At 45.7% G+C, this 5,355-nt stretch carries 5 protein-coding genes; all 5 read right to left on the reverse strand.

Going from position 1 to position 5,355, the window contains the following annotated elements; genetic code table 11:
• Positions 1–245: 245 nt before the first annotated feature.
• A complete protein-coding gene (gene gspD / locus ACWVCM_RS10435; protein WP_455201689.1) occupies positions 246–2,453 on the reverse strand; it encodes a type II secretion system secretin GspD in 2,208 nt (735 codons plus the stop codon).
• 41 nt (positions 2,454–2,494) lie between these two features.
• Positions 2,495–3,031, reverse strand: coding sequence for a hypothetical protein (locus ACWVCM_RS10440; RefSeq protein WP_455201690.1), 537 nt, complete (start codon positions 3,029–3,031; stop codon positions 2,495–2,497).
• Positions 3,028–3,639 (reverse strand): type II secretion system protein GspM, encoded by a 612-nt coding sequence (gene gspM, locus ACWVCM_RS10445; protein ID WP_455201691.1) that lies wholly within the window; start codon positions 3,637–3,639, stop codon positions 3,028–3,030. Before gspM ends, ACWVCM_RS10440 begins: the two co-directional genes overlap by 4 nt.
• The gene (locus tag ACWVCM_RS10450) at positions 3,629–4,774 is read right to left on the reverse strand and encodes a PilN domain-containing protein (protein ID WP_455201692.1); all 1,146 of its coding nucleotides are present in this window, start codon (positions 4,772–4,774) and stop codon (positions 3,629–3,631) included. Before ACWVCM_RS10450 ends, gspM begins: the two co-directional genes overlap by 11 nt.
• On the reverse strand, positions 4,764–5,355 hold a 592-nt coding region (locus tag ACWVCM_RS10455), incomplete at its 5' end, for a general secretion pathway protein GspK (RefSeq protein WP_455201693.1). The genes ACWVCM_RS10450 and ACWVCM_RS10455, both read right to left, overlap by 11 nt.

Consider the following 5,355-nt stretch of genomic DNA (forward strand, 5'->3'; position numbering starts at 1 on the left):
CCATACTGGCGAAACTAAATGTTAAAAACCGTACCGAAGCGGCATCCATTGCGCTTCAAGGCGGAATAATACGATAACTGGAGTGGCATAATACCAGACCGCCGGTACTAACGCGGCAAGTAATGCGCACGGCTATGCTGTGACCGGGAAAACGTGATTGTTTATTGAAGAACTCGGTATAGAACCAAATCTGCATTCTTCGCTTTACAAAACATTGCTTGTATACTGCACATATAGGCCGTCAGCTAATAGGCTCCGGTTGGTGTGAACTGACCCGAAAAATCCCACCCGGTTGAGCCAGATACCTTCCCCGACTTTGTTGAAAACGAAGACTCGAGATTTTCCAGTTTTCGGCGATACTCATCAGTAACCTTTTTGGCCTCACTGGGATTTCTTACTATTTTTGGCGTTAACATCACAATCAGTTCTGTCCGCGTAGTACTTGTCACTGTTTGGCCGAACAGCGCACCGAGCAACGGAATATCTTTTAGAAAGGGAACACCGCTCTTCGTATAAGCCTTGTTTTCTCTAATCAATCCACCCAGCACCAGTGTCTCACCGCTATTTACTGCCACCGAACTATTAATACTTCGTTGTAAAAACGACCGTTGCCCAGTTGCATCATCGATTTCACCTACATCCGTAACTTCCTGATTGACGCTTAGTGAAATCATACCGTCAGCGTTAATTCGAGGTGTCACCTCGAGCATCACCCCGGTGTCCTTGAATTGCACGGATGACGCCACCACATTGCCCTGTTGCGACACCAATGCAGTGGATACCGGTTGCTGATCCCCCACGCGTATCGTTGCCGTTTGATTGTTTCTCACCATTAAGCTGGGAGATGACAATACGTTAACTTTTCCATCGGACGCTAGCATGCGTAACATACCACGCAACATACCGGCTGCATCCAGTACCGTGTATGAAAACGTTGGTGAAAAGGCAAGATCTTCTCCCACTTGACCAAAGCCTTTGTATTTACCGTTGATATTATTCTTAAAAAACCATTGAACGCCATAGCTAAACTCTCCGGCAAGCCGTAAATCGATGATCGATGCTTCAACCAGAACTTGCAGTGGCGCTACGTCCAGTTTGGCGATAGCCGCTTCAATCTTGTGGTAATCGTTTGGACTGGCGAAAATTAACAGTGCATTCGTATCATGCGCCGCTATGATTCGAGTATCAATCCCGGACAGTTCCCCTTCATCTTCCTTTTCCGCTTTTACAGTAATTTCTTCTTGTTTTATTTTTTTTGCCTCTTTGTTAGTACTCTGCGACAAACCTTTATTAAGTGGTGGCGTGACGGCCATCATCGGTGTCAAATCAGGTGCGACAGTTGCCTCCTTACTGGTGATAACTTTTTTACCTGTATCATTCAGGGTAAATAATTCATTTAGGGTGGCCGCCAGTTCTTCAGCGTTGCCGTTTTTTACCTGGTACACGTAAAACTTCTTACCATCTCCTCCGCTAGGTCTGTCCAGTCGCTTCACCCAATCCTTCACTCGGTATAGATATGAAGGCTGAGTAGTGACTACAAGTATTGAATTGACCCTGTCTATAGACATTAATTGCAGCATACCGGACAGGGGACCGTCCTTGTTGATACCCAGTATCCGTTCCAGTTCCACTAGTAATGTTTCTGCGTCTGTATACTGAACTTCAACCAGACCCACCGATTTTCCACTTAACCAATCCACATCAAAGATGTTGACCAGCTCAATCATAGTGATAAGCTCGGGCGTGTTTCCGGCAAGAATTAACAAATTACGCTGCTCATCCACTCTTACCAGGCCTTCTTTTTTTGATACAGGCTCAAGAATCTTGCTCATCTCTTTTGCTGCGATAAACTCAAGCGGTACTATTTGATAACTGAATCCTTGCAGGGACGAGTGTCGGCCTATTCCCACATTTCCAACAATCAGCTTTGCTTCCGGTACAATTTCATACACACCATTTCTATACAAAAGTTTTGCGCCATGTAGTTTTAATATATTTTGCAGAGCTGTTAATACCAGCTCTTTTGACATCGGCTTGGTGGTTTGAACTGTTACCTGTCCTTTTATGCTGGGATCGATCACATAATTCTCTTTTAACACCTTTCCAAACACCACGCGGACAACCTGGGTAATATCTGCGTTTTCAAAATTAAGCGTTACCTTACCGCCGCGTGTATTCGCCTGCTGTCGTGAATCCCCCACTGGCTCGTTTACGAACACACCAGTCCCGGGAAACAGTTGCTCTTCTTTAACAGGCGCTGTCTTTACGGACTCTACCAGGTCTTCTTCTGCAGTGAATGCCTGAACTGCGGAACGTTGTTGTTCTACCAGCTCACTCGATTCAGTACTTATCAGATTACCTTTAGAATCCTCGACCTCCGTCGTTACACAGCCATTTATCCCTGTTAGTAGCAGGAACAGCATTACACATCGTTTTTGTTTTAGATACTTCATATATAAACGCTCTTTTTAAAGATTATCCTTACACAGCCATATTACTGTGTTTTACCAGGCTCTTCCCGCAACACTAACTCCATTTTTGTACCATTTTGATTTAACACCACGCTTTCTGGATTTATTTTCTGAACCTTCCAGTTTTTCACCGTATCCCCCCTTTCCAGCGCGTAGTACTTTCTTTCCGTGGTGTGCCAGACAAGTGCTGTTCTCGCTTTCCCCGTAATACTGACTCCATTGAGTTTCAGGGCATAATCCATAGGCTCTTTTACAACAGCTACCTGTACCAGGGGCTGTGGCTTGGGCGGTGGTTTGCGCGACGGAGAAAACAGTGGCCGGTCCGCTATTTCGCGGTACATAGGTAAAGAATGTACGCTGATTACGCCTTCCAGTATTGATGGGTAATCCACGCTATTTCCACCGTTTGCCGTATCATCCACCGTATCTACGCCTTGTATACGCAATTGTTCATAGTCATAGTTCAGCTCAGCCCAAACAATCAGACTGGCTGCTATAATTGCTGCCAATTGTACATAGCTCAGTAATCCCACCGTTTTAAACGCTGTTATAAATCTCATAGCTTGTTCTTCATCTGGGCTGTTATTGTGCAACGGACCTCTAACAAATTCTGTTGCTGGTCATTCGCTACATTCAAGCGCCGCCCCTGGCGCATGCGATTAATGGACACGTCGTCAATTACCACCAGTGGGCTGCCACCCTCGAGCATGTAAAATATTTCATACAGCGACTCAATCGTGGCCTTCATGCTTACTTTAATCGCCACTAACTGGTTGTCTATGGCACTGCTCTTGTCATTCATTTTCACTGAATTCGCCGGCAAGGATACCTGGGTGCTGACTAGCTGCCCTCCTTTTGCCTGCACAACCTTCTTCACTCTTTGCTGCAACAACGCCGATGCCAAGGTAACGGTTTTTGCTTTAATAAAATATTGGCTGCTGGCATTGTTATTTTTGACTGCCATCAATTGCCGCTGAAACTTGTCCTTCTGCCCAATCAATGCATTAAAGCGTGCAATCTTCCCCCCCAATGAGACGATTTCTGCGCGATAGTTATCGACGAGTTCGCGATAGGGATTGATAGCAAATACATAACTGCCAAGCAGCAAGAAGACTAACAATGTAACCGCCGCAAGGCGCCGGCCAATTAACGGATAGTCAATTAACACGGGTTTGCCCCTTAACAATTTCCGCCATAATATTGAAACGTTCTGACGTTCCATCCCGATTCTGTAGAACGGGCGATTCAAATTTCGCCTTTGCAAAATACTCCGATGATTCCAATAGCTTGATCAACTCCGATGCCGATATGGATTGACCCTGGATCGTTATACGACCATCTTTCATTGCAAAATTTTCAACCCAGGTATCATCCGGTAACACCGTAGTGAGCTCCAGCATGACATCAACGACATTGCTGGCAGTTACTTTGTTCTCCTTCAGCGCTTCCAGTTTTTTTATGTATAAATTGATATCACTCCTGGTTTTATTAATAACATCTACTTCCTTTCGAGCCACACGCAATTGTTCGCGCAAATCGCTAACGACGGCTTCCATTTTTATGATCGGCACTATTAATACCGTTAGCGTAAGAGCAATTAATACGAAGCTCATGGCCATCTGTAGCTTGCTGCTGTTTTTTTCTGAACTGAGTGGAACATCATGATCGAGGCGAATTTTAACCGCGTTACTCAGCGGATCAGCCAGCTTCAGATTTGCACCAGTCACGATTTGTGCTTGGTTTAGACCGATTGGCTGCAACGCATCAAGTAAATCATTCACCAAGGATTTGGCCACAGCATAGATGGCGACATTGACTAACTCGTCTGATGCGCTTGTATTTTCAAACACATAGTCATAGTAAGCCTGATCTGATTTAAATGGGGTATGCCGGTCCAGTTCGTATTTCAGAACGTTGTCAAGATTATTAACCGCGACCTTGGGCAATACGATATCTTTGCGCACCACCCGGTTCTCCGGCAGCGTAATAACCGGCCGCAAATGAATCCCCGTTTCCTGAAACCAGTTCTTTAAACCACTCTCGATGTTTTCTATTTCGCCATTGTGAACCGTCATCGCACCGATATAGTCACACCCTTTGTCATACAAATGGTATACCTCTATTTGCGATTGCTGATATTGCATGACCACAGTGGGCTGTTGTTTCCTGTTGAGAAACGACAGGCATTTTTGTGGCACCAGGAACGACAGCTCGCTCACCCACCAGTGAACAAATCCCCGCGCACTTGCACGCGTACCTTTTAAGTTAAAGAATGGTTTTTTTTCTATTGTTTTACTGGCCATAGCACGCGAAATCCCCCATTCCTGCTCTACATACTTCTGTGATTGGCTCCCAATTCAGGATTTTGTAACCACTGCCATTTCCGGGATTGATACTCACCGTAGCCACAATGCCGGACCGACTACCGGCTACAGTTTCGGCAACTGAGGATATACTATATATAGTACCCGAATAACTATTCCCTGCTGCCGTTTTGTTGTTACTTGTGTCGCGCTGGGCAAACTGGCGCTGCGCTGCACTGAGATCCCCCTGGTGCATTGCTGCCAATACGGGTAGAGGCGCAAGCTCCACATTAACTGAGGGGCTGCCAGAATATACGGTTAACACATTCTTTACCGCATTAAATACTTCTTGCGTCATACCCAACACCAGTCGTAATTCATCTATGGAGGCAAGCGGACCGTCCTTTGCACCATAGCTCAATCCTTGACGGAAATACTCTGCGTCTTCCGCACCAAGTTCATTGCGTAAACTATCCGTATCCCGCCAATCCAGAACAGCGCCAACCAGGGATTGCCTGGCTTCGAGAGACAAGTTCAATGTGCTGAACAAACCATTGAGCAAATCTGCAGAGGCGTAGTTC

This window comes from Kaarinaea lacus (genome assembly GCF_975902315.1).

Bases quoted from the DNA above. Each gene is read 5' to 3' on its own strand.
- gspD (WP_455201689.1), bottom strand. From the start codon at position 2,453: ATGAAGTATCTAAAACAAAAACGATGTGTAATGCTGTTCCTGCTACTA.
- ACWVCM_RS10440 (WP_455201690.1), bottom strand. From the start codon at position 3,031: ATGAGATTTATAACAGCGTTTAAAACGGTGGGATTACTGAGCTATGTA.
- ACWVCM_RS10450 (WP_455201692.1), bottom strand. From the start codon at position 4,774: ATGGCCAGTAAAACAATAGAAAAAAAACCATTCTTTAACTTAAAAGGT.